Origin of the sequence: Cytobacillus sp. S13-E01 (assembly GCF_029193815.1) — a bacterium.
GTDB lineage: Bacteria > Bacillota > Bacilli > Bacillales > Bacillaceae_L > Bacillus_BV.
Genome location: NZ_JARFVC010000048.1, coordinates 1 through 22,367, shown reverse-complemented (window position 1 = coordinate 22,367; position 22,367 = coordinate 1). Strand labels below are relative to the sequence as shown.

Sequence of the window (22,367 nt, the reverse complement as noted above, 5' to 3'; positions counted from 1 at the left end):
GGCATTTTATAGATTCCAGTAGCTGTTTCTTCGTTTTACTTGCCCTATATTTATGAAACAATTTTATATTCCATCGTTACTTACTCCTTTGACATTAGTTGTGCCTTTCTTGCTCTTTTTCTTTTTAGCAAAATAAGTGTACCGAAAGTAAGAACTATAAGAATAACACCAATAATACCAATTGAATAAATAACTTCTCCTATTTGTTCAATATTGTTACCAAAGAAGTATCCTGTCGAAAATAGCAGGAGTGTCCAGATAAACGCTGTAGAATAGGCATAAAATGCAAACTTACGAAAGTCCATTTTGTGACTACCTGATAAAAATGGGACGAAATGTCGAACACCAGGAAAAACATATCCGACTACAAGTGCTACAGGTCCATACTTTTCAATGAGAACTTCAGATTTTTCTATGTATTCTTTTATTTTTTTATATCTCATTAACCTAGTGTGGATTGATTTATAGCTAAATCTTCCTAATAAATATAGTGTCGTTAAACTCGACATCACACCGGCGAAAGTGACGATAAATCCCGGTAAAGGCTGGAGTAAACCTTTGGAAGTAATAAAACCACTTGTCATCACAATTACTTCATTTGGCACCGGCAAACCAAAAAAACCGAGCCAAAGAATGAAATATAAAGCTATATAGCCATATTCTTTAATGATTAACATTAGTGATTCTATCTCCACGTTGTAACTCCCCTTATTGAACTATTTATAAAAAAACATAGCTACATGACCTATTAGTTACCTAGTGTAAAAAAAAGAAAACACGTTAAACATTTCGCAGGACAATTAGGTCGACTTATATGTCAGTTGCTAATTTCTATAGCTACCTTCAATCATTAATAGCTTTTCTTTCAAATCAGTCCTATTACCCGCATACCCGGTTAGCGTATTATTTTTACCTATCACACGATGACATGGAATAATGATCGGAATTGGATTTGCACGGTTTGCTTGACCCACAGCCCTAACAGCTTTTTCATTGTTTATTGCTACTGCAATATCTTTATAGCTGCATGTTATTCCATATGGAATACTTTGTAGTTCTGTCCATACTTTCTGTTGAAAATCAGTACCGCTGTATTTTACAGGTAGGTTAAATTCTTTCCGGTTCCCTTCGAAATACTCATTTAATTGTATAACACATTCCTTGATTATTGGCAATTCTTGATCTCTACGTACATTATACCTTGAAATAGTTTTATTCCAATCGATTTCCGATAAAGAAATATCAATAATATATTCACCATCCGAAACAATATAGATCGTTCCAAATAAGGCTGTTTTTAGTGTTCCGTATTGTAGGAGCATGATTAAACCTCTCTCATGTTTGTTTCAATTGGTAAAGTTATATGAAACACCGAACCAACACCGATTTTACTAGTTACTTTTATTGAACCCTTATGTTCTTCAATTATTTTATAGCTAACCATTAACCCAAGTCCAGTACCACGATCCTTTGTCGTGTAAAAAGGCTCACCTAGTTTCTTAAGCTTATCTTTTGGAATTCCACAGCCTTCATCCCTAATTGACACAATGATTTGGTCTTCATCTTGATGTATTCTTACAAAAATGGTTCCACCTTTTGGCATTGCCTCAATAGAATTTTTTATAATATTAATAAAAACCTGTTTTAATTGATTGGGTTCACAATATAAATATGGTAATTTTTCATCTAATTTAGATATGATTTGTACATTATTTAGAATGGCTTGCGGCTTCAACAAATCGATTGTATCTGTCATTACTTTTGTAATATCTTTACTTTGGTAGCTTAAGGCCTGTGGTTTTGCTAGAATTAAAAATTCAGTAATAATCATTTCTATTCTTTTTAATTCCGTTGTTATAACATCAAAGTACATTGAGAAGTCTTCCTTTACACTTCCTTGAAGTAAATGAATGAATCCTTTTAATGCGGTCATTGGATTTCGTATTTCATGAGCGATTCCGGCGGCAAGTTCACCAACCACCGATAAAGTGTCAGACTTTCGCAGTCTCTCCTCCAATTCTTTTTTCTCAGTCACATCACGGAAAAGCGCCATATGGACATTTGGAATGATCTGTTTTCTACACGCAAATTCCAATATTTTTTCAGTCCCATTGTACAAGACAAATATTTTTTCACCACGCTGTTGCATTTGATTATTAAACAAACCTTCAGCCATTTTACTATCTTTAGTAATAATAATTTCAGTAAGCTTTTTACCAATACATGATACTTCACAAACCTCAAGGATAGTTGCAGCCACTGGATTTATTGCAATAATTTTATAATTATCATTTAAAAGAACAATTCCATCCATAACTGTATCAAATATTTTTCGAAACTTTAGCTCACTTTCACGCAGCTCTTTTTCCATCCTTTTTCGTTCTGTTACATTTCGATAAGCAGTCATATTATAGCCATCGATAACATGCTTTTTCGAGGTGAATTCTAAATGTTTTACTTCACCATTTGGCATATAAAATGGAAGTTCAGCTCTTATTTGTCCTTGTTCATATAACTCATCATAGATGGACTGAGCATCCTGGTTATTTTTTATAAAATCCATTAAATTATGGGTAAGCAATTCCTCTACAGAAAGTTCAAACGTTCTACTTGACGATCCATTGGCTCTCATAATGTTGTGGTCATCATCCCAAATTATAATTGCATCTAGCGCATATTCAAACATATCCCGGAATCGTTCTTCACTTTTCCTTAGCTCTTCTTCCATCATTCGTTTTTCGGTATTATCTCTTAAAATACACATATACAGATTATTATACGTATTTGCTGTAGCGGTAAATTCAAATATTTTCTTACGTCCATCTTTTGTAATAATTGGCAGGTCCCCTTGTGCCCTTCCATTCTTTTGTAGTAGGTGTTTTAGTTTGTTAATTTTATACCCACATGAAGGATCAATTAATTGTTCTAAAGAATAGTTTATTAAGTCGCATTTCTCCATTACTAAGCTTTTACAAAATGATGGATTAACATCAATAAAATTTCCTAATTCATCAATTAAAATAATTCCGTCAGGAGAACGATTAAATACATCTTTAAACATTTGTTCATTTACAAGCCCTTCTTTTTCAAGTGCCTTCTTTGACGTCACATCTCTCATTATTGATAAATCAAAGCCGTTCTCAAAGACATGCCTTTTGGCGTCAAATTCGATGATTTTTACTTTTCCATTATCTAATGTAACAATTAACTCTTCGCTCAAAGAACCATTTACCTCGAGGGATTTCAGTTGATTTGCAATAGTACATTCGTCAACAAGAATTAGAAAGTCACGAATATTACGAGTTACTAATTCTTCCTTTGAAAGCTCAAACATCGCACAGGCCGCTTCATTAACATCTTTAAAATTTGCATCTTTATCAAATACGACTATCGCATCTAGTGCTCTATCAAAAATTACCTTTAATTTATTTCTTTCTTGGCGGAATAATTCGTTTTCTGTTTCCAATGCTTGAATCCTATCTTTTAACCTCTGAATTTCAAAATCTGTAGCTTCGATTTCCAAGCGGACGAGCCTCCTAACAAATATCGTTATTTCAAAAGATTCTCCATCGTTCGACATATTCCTTCCACAAAACGCAAATGAAACATAAAGGAAGTGAATTGTGCTTGGATATTCAATAAACCAGTACTTTATAAATACTGGTTTTTGCGGTTACTTAAGTGTAAACTTGCCTATCATTTTATTTAATTGTGCTGCAAGATCAGATAATGATTCTGCACTGTCTGCAATAAGCTCCATTGAACTATTCGTTTCCTGAACAGAAGCAGAAGTTTGCTCAACACCTGTTGCTGACTGTTCTGAAACAGCTGCAATGTTTTCAACCGCGTTATTCATTGTTACTGTATTTTCTGCAATTTCGACAAGACTACTTGTTATATCTTCAATATTCTCGGACATATTTGTTACAGCAGTATTAATATCTTTAAATGTTTGTCCTGTGTTTTCTATTTGTTTGGTGCCTTCCTCAACTTGTTTATATCCTAGTAATAAGGATTCAGCTACATCATTTGATTCCTTTTGAATACTTAAAACAATATTCCTTATATCTTTTACTGAATGCGAAACCCCCTCGGCAAGCTTTCTTACTTCATCTGCAACGACAGCAAAGCCTTTCCCATGTTCACCGGCTCTTGCAGCTTCGATGGCTGCATTTAAAGCTAGGAGATTTGTTTGATCAGCGATTTCTCGGATTACTTGGACTAATGTTGAAATTTGTTTTGTTTGTTCGTCAAGACCTTTTACCTTACTTACAGAAAGCTCCATAACATTATTGATTTTATTCATTTGAATGGTTGATTCATTCATAGCCATGTTCCCCTTTTGGGTTAATGCCAATACTTCATCTGAGGATTGTCTTACCCGGATCCCTGTATCGTTAGCCGTGTTAATTTTCACTACATAATCCTCCATCATCCGTGCAAGGACAGTAGATGAATGTGCTTGTTCTTCTGCACCTGTGGATAATTCCTGCATGGTTGAGGCAACTTGCTGACTGGCTGCTTTGACCTCAGTTGATGTTCCGGTTAGTTCAGTGCTCTTGTCTGTTACATGAGAAGATACTGCCGAGATCTCTTGAATCATCATCTGTAAGCTTTCTCTCATCTTATTAATTGACTTACTCAACACACCAATCTCATCATCGCTTTCCTGCTCAAAAGCAGTAACATTTAAGTTCCCGCTTGCAATCGAATGTGAGATTGTAATTAATCTATCAAATTTCTTTTTAACGATACGGCCAATTATTACTATGCTTATTATTCCAACAGCCGCAGACACGATGATGGAACCTATTAGAACAATAATTGTAGACTTCAGATTAGTACTCGCAGAATCAACAGCAGCCTTACTAGCAGTCTTCAATTCGCTTCTAAGCTCAGTAAGCATTGAAACGGTATTTTGTATCAACTCGTCAGCAGCTTTACTCGCTTCTGTAGAACTGAGCTTTTGTTGAGCCTTAACAGCTGGAATGACCTTTTCAGCAAATAACTGGATCAGCTCTCTCTCACTATCTACAACTTTGTTAAATACTTGTTTGTGCTCAGGTTTTAGTAAAGACGGTCGTATTTGTGCTTCAAGAACAGTGAAATCTTCCGTTAATTTTTGAAAAGAATTCATATGTTTTATATTGCTATTTTCAATATACATACTTATTTCACTTCCAAGCTGTTGAAACACTGTCGCCATTTCCGTAATAGCGACTGAGTTGTCTCCACTCTTTTCTACTTCTATCATCTTGTTATTTACTGCAGATAATTGAGTAAAAATTACCACTGCTGATATGCAGAATGAAACGAGGGTTATAGCAAAAGCAAGTCCATATTTCTGTCCTAACCTTAAGTTTTGCCACCTTACCGACTTTAGCAGTTTACTTTTTTGCGGACTTTGAAGCAGTGGGTTTTCTTTCTTGTTATCATTTTTTTTCTTTCCTTTTATCACTCAATATTCCCCCTTTTATCTATCTATACAGAAAATAACCAATTATCTAATAATTAATTTACCTAATTATAGAGTAAATTGTCGAAAATTCCAATAAATTAAGTTAATTTAACGTTTTATATTTTCTGCAGATCTATTCAGCACTTTAGGGCCATTAATTTCGAATGCCAAAAAGCCATACAATGAATTATACTTTGTATGGCTTTCTTCTATATTTATCCCATATTAAGGGGCAGTAAAACCCACACTGATTTAGTTTCCCTTATAGATATGGATTTTCGTGGCGAGCCTTCAAGCGCAGCCATCTTCGTTCAACTTCTTGTTCAAATTCTTCAAGCATGTCTTTATTTTCCTCTATTAACAAATGCTTTGTTTTTCCCATATATTTTAACCATTCGCTAAGTGGTACTCGTTTATCTTTGTCCTCTGGATTATAGGTAATCTTTGTTTCTCCGCGTTCGATTTCATATAACGGGAAGAAGCAGGAATCAACCGCTGCCTTAACAATTGTTTCTCCATAACGATCATCTGATTTCCAATTAAGTGGACAAGTAATTAATAATTTACCATACACCGTTCCTACATTCCCGGCATACCACTGTGCTTTCGCTGCTTTTTTAATTAAATCCTGTGGATAGCTTTCAGTACCCGTAAACACATATGGAATGTTTGTAGATGCCATTATTTGCGGTGTATCCTTATGATGAAACGCTTTACCTTTTTGTGTTTTTCCAACTCCAGAGGTACTAGTCATATGACCCATAGGTGTTGAGTAAGACATTTGAGAGCCTGTGTTCATATACCCCTCATTATCGTATTCTAACATAATAAGTTTATGATTTCGGAGTGCGGTTCCAATTGCAGATCCCATTCCTATATCCATACCACCGTCACCAGTTATCATGACAAAAGTGACATCATCAGAAACTTCAATTTCCCCGCGACGCTTCAATTCAAAAAATGCTTCTGCTGTCCCTGATAATGTTGCAGCTCCATTTTGAAACAGATTATGAATCATTGTTTGCTTATGTGAGCTATGCGGATAAGAGGTTGTTGTCACATAGGCACAGCCTGTTTGGAATAAGACAACGATATCGCCTTCTATTCCTTTAAAAAATAATTCTAAGCCTGGGAATATCCCACAACCAGGACAAGCACCATGACCTGAAGCAATTCGTTTCGGTTTTGTTGTCAGAGCTCGTATTGGCGGGATTTTCACTTTTAATTTATTTGTCTGTGGGTCTTCTATTACTTCAATTAGTCCTGAATTAAAGGATTCCCCGTGCATTGGTTCAATCACTGGTTTTAATTTATTTTCTTCATTACCAGCGACAATTCCATAATAGTCAAACGGCTTTTTAGCATATCCTTCATTCATTGCTTCAATCGCCATATCAAAGAATGCAGCAGCATCGTCTGCATAAAAGTCTTTTCCACCAACCCCAAATACTCGGCTTAAAACAATCGTATTGTTTTCTTTATCTTCTTGTAGTGCCGATTTAACCTCGTGTGTCATATTTGGACCGTTTGCACCGTAGGAATCAGCACGTTCACCTATTAATAATACCTTCACATTTTTTAGTGCAGTTCGAATTTGCTCAGATGGAAAAGGACGGATGATATTTGGACTAATAACACCCGCTTTTATTCCTTTTTTACGTAATGTATCTACTACATCCTTTGCAGATTCCCCGGCTGAGTTTAGTAGAAACAATGCAACTTCTGCATCTTCCATTTTATATAAATCTAGTACCGGATAGTCACGCCCAGATAGCTTTGTATATTCAGCAGATACTCTTTCAAAAACATCTCCCGCTGCGTATAAAGCTTGAGATTGCTGATAGTTATTATTAATTAAGTCATCGCCATTCATATGTGCCCCAATTGTAACTGGCTTCTTAGGATCACGAGCCTGTGGATAATCTGTTGGACATTCACCAACAAAATCTTGAACGATTTTGCGATCCTTAAAATAGTTTACTTTTCTCTTTTGATGTGATGTAAAAAAGCCATCATAAGCAACAATGACTGGCAGTCTAACCTCTGAGTCCTCAGCTATTTTCAAGGCCATTATGTTCATGTCGTAAACAGCTTGTGGGGTACTTGCCAGTAGGATGATCCACCCTGTATTTAAGGCAAAGTATAAATCAGAATGATCACCTCGAATATCAAGCGGTCCACTAATTGAACGAGTAACTAAATTCATAACCATTGGAAATCTTGTACCCGATTGAACTGGTAACTGTTCTAGCATATACATAAGACCATTTGCACTAGTTGCATTGAAAACCCTGGCGCCCGTTACTGCTGCTCCGTAACAGATCCCTGCAGAGCCATGTTCCCCATCTGCTGCAATTAGTTGAATATCATGTTCACCACGTGTTTTCATTTGATCCAAATATTGTGCGACCTCTGTTGAAGGAGTGATTGGGAAATACCCCATCAAGTGATAATTTATTTGAGCAGCGGCCATAGCTGCCATTTCATTACCAGATTCAAAGGTTGTCACTTGTTGGGCTTGAGTTGTTTGCGTTATTTCTTCTTCTAAAGTAGCCATTAATTCACACCTCCGATAAGTAATGGAAATTTCTGAGGAACTCTATTGTTTTCGGCATAACCAAGAACTTCTCTCATATCCATAAGTGCATCTGTTGGACATGCTTCCACACATTTTAAGCATCCTTTACAATACTGATAATCAATTCCTCTTAAGAACATCTGCTTTCGACCACGTTTGTCCCAGCCTTCTTCCCATACAAAACAAAGATCAGGGCAAACCGTGTCACATGCTGCACAATTGATACATTTCTCCATTTCAAAACTAGGCAAAAATCCTTGGCGAGATCCACTTAAATCTTTGAAAATACTATTCGCATTTGCAGTTATTACTCCACCTATATCCCCAGTTTCATAGCCTAGGAGCGGAGTCGTACGAACAAATTGTTTTTTCATTGCATCTGCAGGAGTCTCGTACTGTTTAAACTTCACTTCCTCATAGCCACGATTAAATGTACGAATATTTGATTCAACTAAATGTGGATATTTATGTTGAAAAGTTTTTCGAATGACATCTCTCATAATATCTGGATCTAAAAAATCACATATTCTAAAAAGAGCCCCTAGCATTGCGGTATTAACCTTTGTCTTTTCTTCCAATGCAATCCCCAGTGCATCGACAATCGCTAAGGTTCCATATTTCAATTTCAAATCGTTTTTAATCGAATCAAAGTCTCGTACTGAATTCACAAGGACAACACCGTCTTGATCAAGTCCACTTACAACGTCAACCGTTTTATAAAGCGCCTCATGAAAAACACCGATAACATGTGGTTGCTCAATTGGGCTATGATCACGAATTTCAGTGTCACTGTCACAATAACGAACAAAGCTTTTTACAGGCGACCCTTTCTTTTCTGATCCATATGATGAAAAATTCGAGCCATTTAAACCAAGCCCTAACACTCCTGCTTCTGCAAGCATTTTCCCTGCTAGGTTGGCTCCGAGTCCACCAATGGACTCCAGTCTAATTTCAAAGAAACCGAGATTACTCTTTTTAGGTAATATCGACAATATTATCCCCCCATTACTTTTTATGTAGCTTATCCAATTGAAAGGTTGGACGGGTTAAATCCCCATTTACTATTTTATTAAAAAATCATTTTTAAAGATGTGATAAATATCAAACATCATATAGTTTTTTTGTAATACACCTAATTTTTTTTGGATTTTTTTATTAGTATTAGTAATTTGGAAGCGGTTGCTTTATTATATAACAGACTTATTTTTTGTGATGTAACAGATAACATGGCTGTTACTAACTAAACGACGCCTACACATCCTTCTCTAGCGCTTTTCAATCGGTGTTGTAAATGGGACATCAAAGGCATTGATAAGGAAAATAATGATCATAATGGACAATGCATATGTTAGCAATGGCCTTGTCTGGTGAAGGCGAATCAAACTATACATCGTATAATAAAACGGAATCTCCATCCAAAATTTCCAGCCATTATTAAATTGAAGGTATCCAGCCATAATAATTATTTTTTCCACAGCTAAAGAAGCCAAAACCCATACCGTAATATATCTGATATGACGACTATTTCTAAATCCATTTGGATAATTTGTTAAAAAGAGTAATGAAATTGCAGGAAGAATGATGAAAGTGTACACCAAATCTACACTGTTGTGAGTAAGTATCACATCCGGTTTGTAAGTCCATAATAAATGTTTAGTACACAAATAGTTATACAAAAGATCACTTGATGCCACATAAAGTAGCGTTGGATGATACTTACCCCAATTCCGCCAATCTGCCTTCCACCAAGTGATGATTAAAATAATAACCATAAAACCAATATGCATCATGTGCCATCCCCCGCGTTCTGTCCTAATCTTAGTATGTAAAATATTGGGATATATATGTAATCTTGCGCAAAAAACAAGCAGCTCATGACCCCTTGTTCGTTTAGTAACCATTTAATTCCAAACCCATATCCAAAATCATCCGCTATCACCAGCTAGTTTTTCCTCATCACCATATATTCTAATGATTTTACGTTTACGTTCCCTGATAATTTGGCTAAAATATGATAGAATAATATGTTGTCCATGTTTTTGTAAGTATTAATGTGAGGATACTTCCTATACTATGAAGTATGTTACATGAGTAGAAATGAGGAAACTACAATGAAAATAGTAGTAAGTACATTAAATGCCAAATATATTCATACAAGTTTGTCGATACGTTTTTTAAAAGCCTATGCTGCACCTGAGTTTGATATTGAACTTGCGGAATACACTATTAAGGACCCCATCATGAACATCGTCTCTGACATATACAGTAAGAAACCTGAGGTCCTAGGGTTTAGTTGCTATATATGGAATATCGAAGAAACCATTAAAGTCATTAAAATGCTAAAGAAAATTGATCCAAAATTAACCATCGTAATAGGTGGACCTGAAGTAACATATGATGTGCGGGAATGGTTAGAACGTATACCTGAGGTAGATTTTATTGTTATTGGTGAAGGTGAGGAGACCTTCAAGCAGTTATTGCTTCAAATACGAGATCAAGCTAATTATGATGGAATTTCAGGGATAGCTTTTCGTGATAACACAGAGTTTGTGATTAGACCACAACGAAACAAGCTAGACTTAAAGGAGCTTCCGTCACCTTTTCGCTTTCAAGAAGATATCCACCAACTCTCAAAGCGTGTAACCTATATCGAAACAAGTAGAGGCTGTCCGTTTAGCTGTCAATTCTGCTTGTCATCAATTGAAGTAGGTGTACGTTATTTTGACCGCGAAAAGGTAAAAGATGATATCCGTTATTTAATGGAAAATGGTGCGAAAACGATCAAATTTGTGGACCGAACCTTTAATATAAGTAGAAGCTATGCAATGGAAATGTTCCAATTTTTAATTGATGAACATAAACCTGGAACTGTTTTTCAATTTGAGATTACTGCTGATATTATGAGACCTGAGGTTATTGAATTTCTAAATAACAATGCACCTGCAGGCTTATTCCGATTTGAAATAGGCGTTCAATCTACAAATGACGCTACAAATGAGCTTGTTATGCGTAAACAAAATTTCAATAAGCTGACCCGAACTGTCACTCTGGTTAAAGAAGGCGGGAAAATTGATCAACATCTTGACTTAATCGCTGGACTTCCAGAAGAGGATTATAACTCATTTCGCAAAACCTTCAATGATGTATTTGAGATGCGTCCTGAAGAGCTTCAGCTTGGATTTTTAAAAATGCTTCGTGGAACTGGCTTACGACTTCGGTCAGCCGATCATGGTTATGTCTATATGGATCACTCACCATATGAAATCCTATCCAATAATATCTTGTCATTTGATGATATTATTAGGATTAAACAGGTAGAAGACGTTCTTGAAAAGTATTGGAATGACCATAGAACGGATGCAACGATTGAATATCTAGTTAACCATGTATTTGAAACACCCTTTGACTTCTTCCAACAGTTTGGAGCGTTTTGGGAAGAGCAGGGCTGGTCAAGAATCGGTCATCAGTTAGAAGATTTATTTAAGAGACTTCAAGCATTTTTAGCAGCCATTGAAATAAAAGAACTCTCAATCATTGAAGGCTTTATGAAGTATGATTATCTTCAAAATCATAAATATAAGCCACGTAAACCTTGGTGGACAGATATGATGACGAAGGAAATGCGAACAACCTATTATAATCAAATTCAAGAAAATCCCTTACTACTTGGCGGGGCATTTAATCAATTAAAATTATCAGAAAAAGACTTATACAAGCATACCGTGCTTGAAACAATACCGTTTGATTTAGCGCATTATAAAAAGACTGGTGAAATCCTTACTGGAGAATCAATCATGCTAGTCTATTTTGACCCATTTAATCACCGTGCAGAAGTATTTACCTCGCTTTCACAAACGGTGTGAAAATAGCCCGCCTATCGGCGCGTCGATTAAAACCCGCCACGTCCTGTGGCGAACATCGACATCAGCACATCCTGTGCAGTCAAGCATAAGAAAATCCGTCTGGAAGGTTGTTCTTTGACCTTCCAGACGGATTGCTTATACCATAGAGCCGATGGAGAACGGAGCTTTACACAAAAAAAATTTAGGATTATTCCTCTTTTTCAGTTGTCTTTTTAGTATCTTTGTCTTTTCTATTAGTATCTGCTAAAAGTTCGTATGCCTTAGAAGCGTTGGGATCCCCCATCTCATGACCAAATTCTTCTTTTAACAAATCCTTTGACATCACATGGTTTTTATCTCCTGCATGCTGCTTTTTTTTCACTTCTTTTCTCATGTTTTACTCTCCTGTACTATTGCCTTTTTTTGAATTCCGAATTGCACCCTTTGCTGGATTTTCATGTGTAGCTTCTGCTGAAAACTCAGTATCAGGTAGACTTTCAGTAGGTGTGAAAGCTGATTTCCTTGCTGCATCCCTTGCTACTTTTCGTTTCATGTACCTTTCCCCCTAAATTTTAATATTGTTCTACTTTAGTTTGTCCATTTTTAATTGAAACTAAATCAATAAACATCCTTATTCTTCATCGTTTGTATAGGCAATTAAGACAATCTCTTCGCCGGTAGAAGAACGTAATTCCTATCCATAGTTTTAATTTTTGTTAATTGTTCAGATGACAAATGCGCGACTGGAAATTGTTCTTGTTGGTCTATCAAATCCTTACCTTTCTTTGTGGTGTACGTATATTTTTCGCTTCAGACTTTATTTTGATAAGTGGTATTAATTGGAAGTATTTTTTAGTGCTCTGCTTTGTTTAGTTAGTTTCACATAAAGTAGAGTGTGAAAGCTTACTCATATATTTTTCGCCTCTGCCCATACTAAAACTAAATCCTAAAGGAAAGAGGTGTTTAGTCTGGCAAAAAAGAAAAAGCAACAAAAGGACCTTGGTTCTCCCATATTAGACGAGACACAACCACATCAAATCAGTTCACCCACATTTAAAGGGACTGGAATCAAGATGCAAGAGCCATTTACCAATGAACATGGGGTGGTAATTGGAGATAGCTTCTATGATTCACCTAACTCACCTTTAAATAATTGGAGTGACGAGATAGACCCTGAAGTGATGGCTGGAGATGAATGGGTACATCCTACAAATGACATAGGCTGGAATACGAGTGAAAATCGTGAACTACTAGAAAGTAAAAAACCGCCTCAAGGAGTACCTTTCATGCACCCTGCTAAAGATGTTGGCTATGGTCAGGATTAATAAGAAAAGCGCAGGGCGCCTGGAGCTATACCACTTTATAATTTCGTTAATTCACATAAAAATGAAGAGGGGTTAGCCCTCTTCATTTTTATTTTTACTCATGAAGTTTGTTTAGGAGTTATCGCAAATAATGTGACAATCCCCGCAATAACACATAACGCCGTTGTGCTATAGAACATAACTTGGTGTGATGTTTTCATCAAAATGGCAAACACCGGAGGTCCAAGCGCTACACCTACAAACCTCATCGAACTATAGATTGAAGTGATTGTTCCACGCTGTTCCTTTTCTATTCCTTCTGTTAAAAATGCATCTAGGCATGGCAAAGCTACTCCAATACCTAGACCAGAAAAGAAAAAGGCAGTCAACAAGAACCAAATATTTTGTGAGAAACTGATAATAAAAATAGCAAGAGATAATAACATTAGTCCTGAAAACGTAATCCATTTCATAAGCACTTTATTCTTGCTGATTTTTTTCCCTGTAAAATAGGATGCCAAACAAAGCGATGCTAATGGAATCGCCAACACTAAACCTTTTTTTAACCCATGAATTCCATGCTTATCCTCTAACATACTTGATAAATAAAACAATACACCAAATAACACAAACATTAAAATACAACCGATCGCAAAGATGGCATATATCCATCGGCCTTTACTGTGAAAAATTTCACGAATTGCATAAAAAAATTCTTTAAATGGAACTGGTGCGTTTTTAGATTCAGGTGTTTTCACTAGAAAAATCATTAGTGCGATGGAAATAATACAAAATATTGGAAAGGCAAAAAACGGTGAAAACCACAAAATGCTTGCTAAAAAAGCACCCAATATTGGACTCAACACTTTCCCTAATGTGTTGGATGTTTCAATAACTCCTAAAGAACTACTAACTTCTTCTTCATCACGAAACATATCACCAACAAGCGGCATTACTATCGGGGCAGCTCCTGCAGCACCAATTCCTTGAAATATTCTTCCAATCAATATATAGACATATGGACTATCTGCCATCCATGAACCCCAGCCTGCAATAAGTCCTCCTATACCAGCTATTATTAGGCTTGGAATGATTACCTTTTTTCTTCCAATTTTATCTGAGAGATATCCTGCGACCGGAATGAGAAATATCGCAACAATAGAATACACAGTAATAATCATGCTTGACTGAAAGGTAGAAATGCCTAACTTTTTCTCGAATAGTGGTAGCACTGGAATTAACATAGAGTTTCCTAAGGTCATAACTAATGGAATCGATGCAACAGACACTATTGCCCAACGTTTTCCGTTATGTTTCTTTTTATTGGCTACTTGTTTGTTATAGGATAAATCCTTTGTATATTCCATTTTCATTCCTTCCTTTATAACTAATACACTGCTTCCATTACTATTTGTCTAATTCGTTCATTTTATGTCTAAGGTTGTTTTGTTACAATATTTGCAATCTCCTACTTTAACTACATTCTTTTCATCCATTGCCATACTTCAAATGCGTGATGTGAGCTCATTTGGAAAGCATCTTCTAAAAATGAACTTCTGGTTGTGAGCATTCACGGCCAGCTCGCTTAAGTGTTAAGAAATAAGCAGTAGCAATTTCACGGTCATTAAATTGCTGTACGTCCAATTTTTGGATCATAAAAAAAACTTTGTCGAAGCATGAGTTTTAACCGATGATAACCCGCTCTTTAGGATAATGATAATTCGCATCAACAGATTTTTTACCAAGTAAAAATAAGAATGTCAAAATACCAATTCTTCCAATAAACATTAGTGTAATAATAATAATCTTACCAATGTTACTAAGCTCTGACGTGATTCCCATTGATAATCCTGTTGTTCCAAACGCCGAACTCACTTCAAAAATAATTTCTAAAAGGGTGTGTTTTTCAGTTATGGATAAAATGATGGTTGAGACCGAACATAATATAAACGCCATCATTGTTACGACCAATGATTTTATGATGTCTTCTTCATGAAGTTCACGTCTAAATAGCCTAATTGATTTTTTTCCTCTAGCATAATGAAATAAAAACAAGAGGTTGAGCGCAAATGTAGTTGTCCTTATGCCCCCACCTACTGAACTAGGTGATGCACCAATAAACATTAAGCCAGAAATAACTAATATGGTTGGAACCGTAAATTGACTAACATCCATTGTGGCTAACCCACCACTTCTTGTTGTTACTGATTGAAACAGTGCATAGAAAAATGTTTCATGCCATGGTCGACCCTTAAAGAAGTAGTTAAATTCTAAAATAAGTATTAGGATTGTCCCACCTACAATTAAACCTAAAAAGGTAATGGTAGTTAGCTTTGTGAATAATGAAAAGCGATACCTTCCCTTTCTATGAATGAGAAAATCCTTTACCTCAATTAACACTGGAAATCCAATTGCGCCTAATGTAATTAATATCATCATGATAAATTGAACAAAGTAATCATTTGCAAATGGAATCATCGAAGCACCCGTAATATCAAAACCACCGTTTGTCGTTGCACTAACCGATGCGAAAAATCCGTGTAAAAATGCTTCATCCCATGTAGGGTAATACTTTATAAAATATGTACCTAATATTAATGTACCGATTGCTTCAATCAGTAGGATAATAATAATAATTTGTTTTAATAAATTAACCAACCCAGATAAGTGGGATTGATTTTGGTCTATCTGAATTAATCTTCGCTCTCTTAACCCGATTTTCCGACCCATTACAAGCCAAATAAATGTTCCAAGCGTCATGATCCCAATACCACCAAATTGAAGCACGAATGCAAGTATAAAATAACCTTGCACACTAAAGGTTTCAGCAATTGATACAGAGCTTAACCCAGTTACACTTACAGCACTAGCAGCAGTGAATAGTGCATCTATAAATGATAATTCGATCCCTGGTTTATGAGCAATCGGTAAGCTGATTAGCCCCACCGAAACAGAAACTGCGATAAAATAGAAGATAACAATTAACTGCGCAGGGGTCAGTTTATTAAGAAACTTTATAAATTTACTCCACATTATTTTCATTCCTAACTAATACATTTTCTATCTAAATACTATAACACAAAGATTACTTTGTTAGTACAGAGTTCATTACTCTAATCTTAAGGAGCAGCACTAGTTTTTTTGTCTAGCTCCAGGCGCCCTGCGCTTTTGTTCATTAATATTTACAACTCTCTATTGTAAGTGTATCCAGAGTGGGAAAAAATGCTACACTTGAATTATCTATATAACTGGAGGTTATCTTATGCTGCTACCTTCCTTAGCAAAAAAAATAGTATCTGAAGTCCGTAGACTACTTGATGAGGATATTATTGTTGTCGATGTAAGTGGAACGATTATTGCAAGTACTGATAAAAATCGAATTGATACCTTTCATGAAGGCGCTCTTTTAACATGTCAAGAACGTACAAAACGTATCATAACGAAAAATGAGGAGACACAGCTTAAAGGTGTTAAAGCCGGTATTAATTTGCCAGTCTTTTTTCAAAATGAAGTAATTGGCGTGATCGGAATAACTGGTGAACCCGATAAGGTTTCACCATATGGAGAAATTTTAAAAAAAATGACAGAGTTACTCATCCAAGAAAGCTATTATGCCCAACAATTAGAACTCGATTCAAGAGTGTTAGAAGCATTCGTGTTTGATTGGATACAACTGAAGGAATGGCCTGAAACGTTTTATGACCGTGGGAAACTCCTTGATATTGATCTTACCATACACAGACAAGTCATCATCGGAAGTATTAGCAACACTAATGATTTACACTCAAACACATGGAACTACCTGAAAAAAAAGTATGTAAACCATACTAAATCTGATGTAATCGTGAGATGGGGAAATGATCGATTTTTGATTTTAAGAGCAATTGAGCAAGATCAAAAAAAGCCGAATATTTATTATCAGTTTGAACGATTAAAAGAACGCCTTGAAAATGATTTACACGATACATTGTCGTTTGGAATTGGTCAAGTTGTTGCACCAAACCTTGTTCGAGCTTCTTTTGAACAAGCTCAACGTGCATTGGCTGTTGCTAAACTAACACATTCAATTGTTTTTGATGAAGATTTAAAGCTCGAAATGATATTACAAGGAATAGGCGCCAAGACTCGCAGTGAATTTGTAAAGCGTGTAATTGGTGGGCTTAGTGATGAGCAAGAGCTAATTGAAACATTACGAACGTTTTTTAAACATAATCAGTCATTTAAAAAAACCTCAGAGGCACTACATATCCATGTAAATACCCTACATTATCGGTTAAAGAGAATTGAAGACGTAACAGGACTAAACCCTAGAGATTTTCGCGACACGGTCACAATTTATTTGGCTCTTCAATTATTAGATGAATCTCTAATAAAATATGATGTAAACGGTTAATTTTTGTATGTAAAACTATAGCGGATCATTCCGCTTTTTTTTATGATTAGAGGAAGATCATTTTCTCTAAATATATAGGGGGATAAAGCGATGTTTACAAAGGAAATAAAAGAAAAGTTAATTGCAATTGTAGGGGCTGAAAATATTGATGACTCTAAGGTAGGTCGGCTTGTGTATTCCTATGACGCGACACCTCAGTTTCAATCCTTACCCGATGCTGTTATTGCTCCACGTAACACGGAGGAGATCTCTAAGGTCGTCAAGATATGTAATGAGTATAAGATACCTATTGTACCACGGGGTTCTGGAACGAACCTTTGTGCAGGCACTTGCCCAACTGAAGGGGGAATTGTACTTTTATTCAAACATATGAAGAACATTCTCGAAATTGATGAAAATAATCTTACTATTACAGTTCAACCTGGAATCATTACCTTGGACATGATTACTGCAGTGGAGGAAAAAGGTCTATTTTATCCACCTGATCCGAGCTCTATGAAGATTTCTACTATCGGTGGAAATATTAATGAAAACTCAGGCGGTCTTCGTGGTCTGAAGTATGGTGTAACAAGGGACTATGTCATTGGCCTTGAAATCGTTCTTGCAAACGGTGATGTTATTCGAACTGGTGGTAAGCTTGCAAAGGATGTGGCGGGCTATGACTTAACGAGACTTCTGGTAGGTTCTGAAGGAACGCTTGGAATCATCACAGAAGCTACATTAAAGCTTATCCCACTACCTGAATCGAAAAAAACGTTGTTGGCTTTATATCAAGACATTGATGCTGCTGCAAGAACAGTCTCTAAAATCATCGCTCATAAAATCATTCCAGCCACATTAGAATTTTTAGATCAGCCTACTCTAGAGGTTGTTGAAGCACACGCCCAAATCGGTCTACCAACTGATGTAAAAGCAGTTCTATTAATTGAACAAGACGGAGCACGAGAAGTCGTTGAGCGTGATATTAAGAGAATCGCTGCAATATGTCAGCAAGAAGAGGCCGTTTCAGTTCAAATAGCAAAATCAGAGGAAGAAGCGGAGGCACTTAGAACCGCTCGCCGGGCTGCTTTATCTGCCCTTGCTAGACTAAAGCCTACAATAATATTAGAGGATGCAACAGTCCCTCGTTCTGAGATTGCAAAAATGGTAAAAGCAATAAATGAAATAGCCGAAAAATATGATCTTCGTATTTGTACATTTGGCCATGCTGGTGATGGCAATCTTCACCCAACCTGCTTAACAGATATTCGTAATCATGATGAAATGAAACGAGTCGAAAAAGCTTTTGAAGAGATATTTGAAAAAGCAATAGAACTAGGTGGAACAATTACTGGTGAACACGGAGTTGGAGTTATGAAAGCACCCTATTTAGAAATGAAATTAGGTGCTGCAGGTATTGCGGCGATGAAATCAATAAAAGATTCATTAGACCCTAATAACATTATGAATCCTGGAAAAGTATTTGCAAAGGATAGCAGAAAACGTGTGGTGGTTACGAAATGACAACGGTCAAAGAACAACAAATGATTCAAGAGCAGTTTCAAAAACGAATGGATCAAGATGAATTATTAAATTGCATGCGCTGTGGCTTTTGTTTACCTACCTGCCCAACTTATATTGATTCAGGATACCAAGAAACACATTCCCCACGCGGTAGAATTGCAGTTATGAAAGCTGTAGTAGATGGTTTAATCGAACCTGACGAAGATGTCGAACGATCGTTAAATATGTGCCTAGGCTGCCGTGCCTGTGAGCCCGTTTGCCCATCCGGTGTAAAATACGGTCATCTGCTAGAAGAAGCACGTGATATTATCAATCAAAATAAAAAGCATTCATTACCTGTTCGAACAGTTAGAAAGGTAGTATTCGAGGAACTATTTCCTCATCCAAATAGAATGCGTACTCTTACTAGTTTACTAGGAATGTACCAACGTACAGGCCTACAAAAAATGGTTCACTTTAGTGGAGTTATGAAGCTTTTTCCTAGTTCTCTTACAACAATGGAAAAGGTTCTTCCTAGGGTACCAACATTAAAGGACATGAAAAATCGACCTAAGTATTTGTCATCGGAAGGAACAGTAAAAAAGAAAGTTGCGTTTTTTTCTGGCTGTTTAATGGATACGATGTTTATGCAAACAAATGATGCAACAATGAAGTTATTACAAAAGGCAGGTTGTGAAATTGTAATACCATCCTCTCAAACCTGTTGTGGTGCTCTTCATGGACATAGTGGTGAGAAAGATGCAGCAAAAGACCTCGCTAAACGAAATATTGAAGCATTTGAAAAATTGGAAGTAGACTTTATCATCACCAATGCAGGTGGTTGTGGGGCATTTTTAATTGAGTATGATCATTTACTTAAAAATGATCCAAGTTGGTCTGAGCGAGCTAAGAAATTTGTCAGTAAAATTAAAGACATATCTGCCATTTTAGTCGATTTAGAATTCCATAAAAGAAACTTAAACCTCCCTAAGCAAATTATTACCTATCAAGATTCATGTCATTTACGAAATGTCATGAAAACAGCTTCCGAACCGCGGATCCTTTTACAATCAATACAAGGAATAGAGTATTGCGAAATGAAGGAAGCAGACCGATGCTGTGGATCAGCAGGGATATATAATATTGTTGAGTCTGAGATGTCAATGAAAATTCTAGATTATAAAATGACTCATGTGAAGTCAACCGAAGCAAAGACAATCGTAACTGCAAATCCGGGCTGTTTGCTTCAAATGAAATTAGGGATTGAACGTGAAGGTTTGAGTGATAAAATGCGTGCCGTTCATATCGTGGATTTATTACTAGAAGCAGTTGGAGATAGAGGATAGAGATTGTTTCTATCCTTTTTTTTAAAAGATAAGAAAGCATTCCTGTATTAAAGCAAAATGAGATTTGAATAAAATAAGCCTCCTTGGTATGATACAAAGTGTCCAAGCTGATCAGCGCAAAGGACATTTAATAACCAAAGGAGGACATAAAATGAAGTATAAACAAAATGACAAGATTCTGCAACTTACAGAAAAAACCTTAATTATAGGGGTTGACATTGCTAAACATAAGCATGTCGCAAGAGCACAAGATTATAGAGGTATACAATTTGGAAAAGCTCATACATTTTTAAACACATATGAGGGTTTTGAAGGTTTCATAAACTGGTTAAATCAAATCAAAGCTAAACAGTCTAAGGAAGATGTCATCATTGGGATGGAACCTACTGGACATTATTGGCTTCCGTTGGCTTATTGGCTAAAAGAAAAAGGAAAAAAGGTGGTTGTAGTTAATCCAGCTCATGTTAAGCAAACAAAGGAGTTAGATGACAATTCTCCTACTAAGAATGATTTCAAGGATGCTAGAGTTATCTCTAGACTTATTGAGGGCGGAAGATATTCGGAGCCCAATTTACCGGAAGGTATATACTCGGATTTACGTGAAGGTATGAACCTATATAACCAATTGGTACAGGACCTAACAGCTGTGAAAAATATAGTTCACCAATGGCTCGACCGTTTCTTTCCTGAATATTTAACGGTCTTTGGGAAGTGGGATGGAAAAGCTTCTCTACAAGTTCTAAGAATGGGACTTTTTCCTGATGAGTTATTAGAGCGTGAAGACTTGGAAATTCTAGCTGAAATTCGTAAAGAAGTTAAAAAAGGTGTGGGAATAAAGAAGGTTGTTCAGTTGAAAAACGTTGCCCTTCGTTCAGTAGGCATTAAAGAGGGGCGAAGTCTAGCTAGGTTAAAATTAAAAAGCTTACTAGACCAATACGATCTTCTTTCAGAACAATTAGAGAGCGTCTGGAGTGAAGTAGAGAACATCATACAAGATGTTCCAGGGGCGAGAGAGATGGGAGATATTAAAGGTATTGGACAAGTTACAGTAGCCTCCTTTTTTGCAGAAGTCGGTGATTTACAAAAGTACTCACATCCCGACCAAATTGTTAAGTTAGCAGGATTAAACTTAAAACTAGCTACATCAGGAAAGTGGAAAGGGCAAACAATTATTACTAAACGAGGGCGTCCTAAATTAAGGGCACTATTGTTTAAAGTCGTGTTGCCTCTTGTAGCTCAAAATCCTGCATTTAAGGCACTACATCAGTACTTTATTACACGAAATGAAAATCCATTAAAAAAGAAGCAGTCTATCATCGCTATATGTTGTAAATTAATTCGTATTTTATTTACGATTGGAAAGAAACAAATTGAGTTTGAACCAGCTAAAATGTTACAAGATATTCCTCATTTTAGTATGCAAGAAGCTGCTTAAAAGGATAGGGTAAAGTGATCAAAAAGAAGTTAGGTGCAGAAAATAGTCGAAGATTTATATAACATAAACAGTAGTATCGATGACAATATTTAATTCTCATTTTTTATTCACTTAGTAGTCGAAGTATTTTAAAGTTGTTTCAATTTGAAGAAGACTTACAACAGAAGCTAGGAGCAGTCGGCAAGCATTTATACTATTGGGCAATGACCCCGCAAGAAAGCATCGCCGACCCCACTTCATGGATAGGCAGAACGAAGGAATGTATGCGCATATTTTTCATATGACGCCGTGAGAAATGGGAGGGTGTGCCGCCATGAACATTGTGGGATCCAATAGCGACCATATTTCTAGATATTATCCTTTTTTGTAAAAAAATAGAAGAAGAGGGTTTATTTAACTATGTCCTCCTCCTCTAAAATACAAATAAAGTTCTGTTAGTCCATTAAAGTGCAGTCTTATTGAAATTTGAAATACTGAGAAAAACAGAGAAAACAAGAGAAAAACCTTACTTTAATGAGGGAGTATAAAA

General features: G+C 36.1%; 17 protein-coding genes. 6 read left to right on the top strand and 11 right to left on the bottom strand.

Features of this window, described 5'->3' with window-relative positions; translation table 11 throughout:
* Positions 1 to 80: 80 nt before the first annotated feature.
* The 7 genes from PY093_RS19750 to PY093_RS19720 all read right to left on the bottom strand — a co-directional run bounded on the left by PY093_RS19750 (position 81) and on the right by PY093_RS19720 (position 9,826).
* Entirely contained in the window at positions 81 to 695 is a 615-nt protein-coding gene (locus tag PY093_RS19750; protein WP_275647502.1) for a DedA family protein, read from the bottom strand.
* 129 nt (positions 696 to 824) lie between these two features.
* Positions 825 to 1,322, bottom strand: coding sequence for a methylated-DNA--[protein]-cysteine S-methyltransferase (locus PY093_RS19745; RefSeq protein ID WP_275647501.1), 498 nt, complete (start codon positions 1,320 to 1,322; stop codon positions 825 to 827).
* A 2-nt stretch (positions 1,323 to 1,324) separates the two neighbouring features.
* A complete protein-coding gene (locus tag PY093_RS19740) occupies positions 1,325 to 3,523 on the bottom strand; it encodes a PAS domain-containing sensor histidine kinase (RefSeq protein ID WP_275647500.1) in 2,199 nt (732 codons plus the stop codon).
* Between the two features lie 150 nt (positions 3,524 to 3,673).
* A complete protein-coding gene (locus tag PY093_RS19735) occupies positions 3,674 to 5,458 on the bottom strand; it encodes a methyl-accepting chemotaxis protein (protein ID WP_275647499.1) in 1,785 nt (594 codons plus the stop codon).
* Positions 5,459 to 5,720: 262 nt separating this feature from the next.
* Positions 5,721 to 8,015, bottom strand: a complete 2,295-nt coding sequence (locus PY093_RS19730; protein WP_275647498.1) for a thiamine pyrophosphate-dependent enzyme — start codon at positions 8,013 to 8,015, stop codon at positions 5,721 to 5,723.
* The gene (locus PY093_RS19725; RefSeq protein WP_275647497.1) at positions 8,015 to 9,028 is read right to left on the bottom strand and encodes a 2-oxoacid:acceptor oxidoreductase family protein; all 1,014 of its coding nucleotides are present in this window, start codon (positions 9,026 to 9,028) and stop codon (positions 8,015 to 8,017) included. Before PY093_RS19725 ends, PY093_RS19730 begins: the two co-directional genes overlap by 1 nt.
* Before the next feature lie 273 nt (positions 9,029 to 9,301).
* Positions 9,302 to 9,826, bottom strand: a complete 525-nt coding sequence (locus PY093_RS19720; RefSeq protein WP_275647496.1) for a CBO0543 family protein — start codon at positions 9,824 to 9,826, stop codon at positions 9,302 to 9,304.
* Between the two features lie 321 nt (positions 9,827 to 10,147).
* Between PY093_RS19720 and PY093_RS19715 the strand changes: the two genes are divergently transcribed.
* Positions 10,148 to 11,899, top strand: coding sequence for a B12-binding domain-containing radical SAM protein (locus PY093_RS19715; protein ID WP_275647495.1), 1,752 nt, complete (start codon positions 10,148 to 10,150; stop codon positions 11,897 to 11,899).
* 187 nt (positions 11,900 to 12,086) lie between these two features.
* Here PY093_RS19715 and PY093_RS19710 read toward each other — a convergent pair whose 3' ends face one another.
* Positions 12,087 to 12,272: a hypothetical protein gene (locus PY093_RS19710; protein ID WP_275647508.1), complete on the bottom strand. Its 186-nt coding sequence runs from the start codon at positions 12,270 to 12,272 to the stop codon at positions 12,087 to 12,089.
* Between the two features lie 3 nt (positions 12,273 to 12,275).
* A complete protein-coding gene (locus PY093_RS19705) occupies positions 12,276 to 12,431 on the bottom strand; it encodes a hypothetical protein (RefSeq protein WP_275647494.1) in 156 nt (51 codons plus the stop codon).
* Positions 12,432 to 12,846: 415 nt separating this feature from the next.
* Between PY093_RS19705 and PY093_RS19700 the strand changes: the two genes are divergently transcribed.
* The gene (locus PY093_RS19700; protein ID WP_275647507.1) at positions 12,847 to 13,203 is read left to right on the top strand and encodes a DUF3905 domain-containing protein; all 357 of its coding nucleotides are present in this window, start codon (positions 12,847 to 12,849) and stop codon (positions 13,201 to 13,203) included.
* A 98-nt stretch (positions 13,204 to 13,301) separates the two neighbouring features.
* Here the strand turns inward: PY093_RS19700 and bcbE are convergent, their stop codons facing one another.
* On the bottom strand, positions 13,302 to 14,555 hold the full coding sequence (bcbE, locus tag PY093_RS19695; RefSeq protein ID WP_481769330.1) for a bacillibactin exporter BcbE: 1,254 nt from the start codon (positions 14,553 to 14,555) through the stop codon (positions 13,302 to 13,304).
* A gap of 310 nt (positions 14,556 to 14,865) precedes the next feature.
* A complete protein-coding gene (locus PY093_RS19690; RefSeq protein WP_275647492.1) occupies positions 14,866 to 16,215 on the bottom strand; it encodes a TrkH family potassium uptake protein in 1,350 nt (449 codons plus the stop codon).
* Between the two features lie 229 nt (positions 16,216 to 16,444).
* Between PY093_RS19690 and PY093_RS19685 the strand changes: the two genes are divergently transcribed.
* The 4 genes from PY093_RS19685 to PY093_RS19670 all read left to right on the top strand — a co-directional run bounded on the left by PY093_RS19685 (position 16,445) and on the right by PY093_RS19670 (position 21,838).
* Positions 16,445 to 17,575: a CdaR family transcriptional regulator gene (locus tag PY093_RS19685; protein WP_275647491.1), complete on the top strand. Its 1,131-nt coding sequence runs from the start codon at positions 16,445 to 16,447 to the stop codon at positions 17,573 to 17,575.
* A gap of 90 nt (positions 17,576 to 17,665) precedes the next feature.
* Positions 17,666 to 19,078 carry a glycolate oxidase subunit GlcD gene (gene glcD, locus PY093_RS19680; protein WP_275647490.1) on the top strand — a complete coding sequence of 471 codons (1,413 nt, stop codon included), beginning with the start codon at positions 17,666 to 17,668 and terminating at the stop codon, positions 19,076 to 19,078.
* Positions 19,075 to 20,403: a (Fe-S)-binding protein gene (locus tag PY093_RS19675; protein WP_275647489.1), complete on the top strand. Its 1,329-nt coding sequence runs from the start codon at positions 19,075 to 19,077 to the stop codon at positions 20,401 to 20,403. Before glcD ends, PY093_RS19675 begins: the two co-directional genes overlap by 4 nt.
* A gap of 151 nt (positions 20,404 to 20,554) precedes the next feature.
* Positions 20,555 to 21,838 carry an IS110 family RNA-guided transposase gene (locus PY093_RS19670; RefSeq protein ID WP_275645258.1) on the top strand — a complete coding sequence of 428 codons (1,284 nt, stop codon included), beginning with the start codon at positions 20,555 to 20,557 and terminating at the stop codon, positions 21,836 to 21,838.
* Positions 21,839 to 22,367 lie beyond the last annotated feature (529 nt).

Bases quoted from the DNA above. Each gene is read 5' to 3' on its own strand.
- PY093_RS19745 (WP_275647501.1), bottom strand. From the start codon at position 1,322: ATGCTCCTACAATACGGAACACTAAAAACAGCCTTATTTGGAACGATC.
- PY093_RS19730 (WP_275647498.1), bottom strand. From the start codon at position 8,015: ATGGCTACTTTAGAAGAAGAAATAACGCAAACAACTCAAGCCCAACAA.
- PY093_RS19720 (WP_275647496.1), bottom strand. From the start codon at position 9,826: ATGATGCATATTGGTTTTATGGTTATTATTTTAATCATCACTTGGTGG.
- PY093_RS19715 (WP_275647495.1), top strand. From the start codon at position 10,148: ATGAAAATAGTAGTAAGTACATTAAATGCCAAATATATTCATACAAGT.
- PY093_RS19710 (WP_275647508.1), bottom strand. From the start codon at position 12,272: ATGAGAAAAGAAGTGAAAAAAAAGCAGCATGCAGGAGATAAAAACCAT.
- PY093_RS19705 (WP_275647494.1), bottom strand. From the start codon at position 12,431: ATGAAACGAAAAGTAGCAAGGGATGCAGCAAGGAAATCAGCTTTCACA.
- bcbE (WP_481769330.1), bottom strand. From the start codon at position 14,555: ATGAAAATGGAATATACAAAGGATTTATCCTATAACAAACAAGTAGCC.
- PY093_RS19690 (WP_275647492.1), bottom strand. From the start codon at position 16,215: ATGTGGAGTAAATTTATAAAGTTTCTTAATAAACTGACCCCTGCGCAG.
- PY093_RS19685 (WP_275647491.1), top strand. From the start codon at position 16,445: ATGCTGCTACCTTCCTTAGCAAAAAAAATAGTATCTGAAGTCCGTAGA.
- glcD (WP_275647490.1), top strand. From the start codon at position 17,666: ATGTTTACAAAGGAAATAAAAGAAAAGTTAATTGCAATTGTAGGGGCT.
- PY093_RS19675 (WP_275647489.1), top strand. From the start codon at position 19,075: ATGACAACGGTCAAAGAACAACAAATGATTCAAGAGCAGTTTCAAAAA.
- PY093_RS19670 (WP_275645258.1), top strand. From the start codon at position 20,555: ATGAAGTATAAACAAAATGACAAGATTCTGCAACTTACAGAAAAAACC.